Source organism: Emticicia sp. (genome assembly GCF_049241225.1).
In the GTDB taxonomy this organism is placed as follows: Bacteria; Bacteroidota; Bacteroidia; order Cytophagales; family Spirosomataceae; genus Emticicia.
This window is the reverse complement of the sequence record NZ_JBMLRC010000491.1, coordinates 1-1,052: the sequence shown is the minus strand read 5'-3', so window position 1 is coordinate 1,052 and position 1,052 is coordinate 1. Positions and strand designations below refer to the sequence as shown.

At 41.2% G+C, this 1,052-nt stretch carries 1 protein-coding gene; it reads left to right on the top strand.

Annotated features, from left to right (window positions below; all coding sequences use genetic code 11):
• Positions 1 to 1,047: vWA domain-containing protein (locus ACOVO2_RS25470; RefSeq protein ID WP_421772685.1), on the top strand; the 1,047-nt coding region annotated here is incomplete at its 5' end.
• Positions 1,048 to 1,052: the final 5 nt, after the last annotated feature.

Genomic DNA, 1,052 nt, shown 5'->3' with positions numbered 1-1,052 from the left:
CAAGCACTTTATTTATTGACCGACCAACTTCGTCCGCAAGATAAAGTTTCAATCGTGGTTTATGCGGGTGCGGCGGGTTTGGTACTTTCGCCGACCTCTGACAAAGGTAAAATCAAAGATGCTCTCGAAAACCTACAAGCGGGAGGCTCAACCGCAGGTGGCGAAGGTATAAAATTAGCTTACAAAATTGCCACCGAAAACTTGATAAAAGGCGGAAATAACCGAGTGATTTTGGCAAGTGATGGCGATTTTAATGTGGGTGTTTCGAGCGAGGCAGAATTGAAGTCTCTGATAGAAGAAAAACGCAATAGTGGCGTATTTTTGAGTGTTTTGGGCTTCGGAATGGGCAATTATAAGGATAATAAAATGGAAACTTTGGCCGATAAAGGCAACGGAAACTACGCCTACATTGATAATCTGCAAGAAGCCCAGAAGGTTTTTGTGCATGAATTTGGCGGAACGATGTTTACGGTGGCCAAAGATGTGAAACTGCAATTGGAGTTTAACCCAAAATTTGTAAAAGCCTATCGTTTAATTGGTTACGAAAACCGAATGTTGCGTAATGAAGATTTTAATGATGATAAAAAAGATGCGGGAGAAATGGGTTCGGGGCATACGGTCACGGCTTTATACGAAATCGTGCCAGTGGGCGTAGAAAGTGCGTACTTGAAAAATATCGACTCACTAAAATACCAAACCGAAAACGACCTTTCTGCCGCTGCTCAATCCAACGAAGTGCTTACTGTCAAATTACGTTATAAATCGCCCGATGAAAACAAAAGTAAATTGATGGAAAAAGTAATAACTGACCAGCAAACGTCATTCGATAAAACCTCCGAAAATTTTAGATTTGCCGTTGCTGTGGCCGAGTTTGGGCTAATTTTACGTCAATCAGAGTTTAAAGGAATGGCTAATTATGAGCAAGTAATTGATTTAGCCAAAAACGCTAAAGGCTCCGACGAAGAAGGCTACCGTGCTGAGTTTATAAAGTTAGTAAAAACCGCCAAAATGCTTGATAAAACTGTGGTGGCGAGTAATAAGGATTGAAGGAA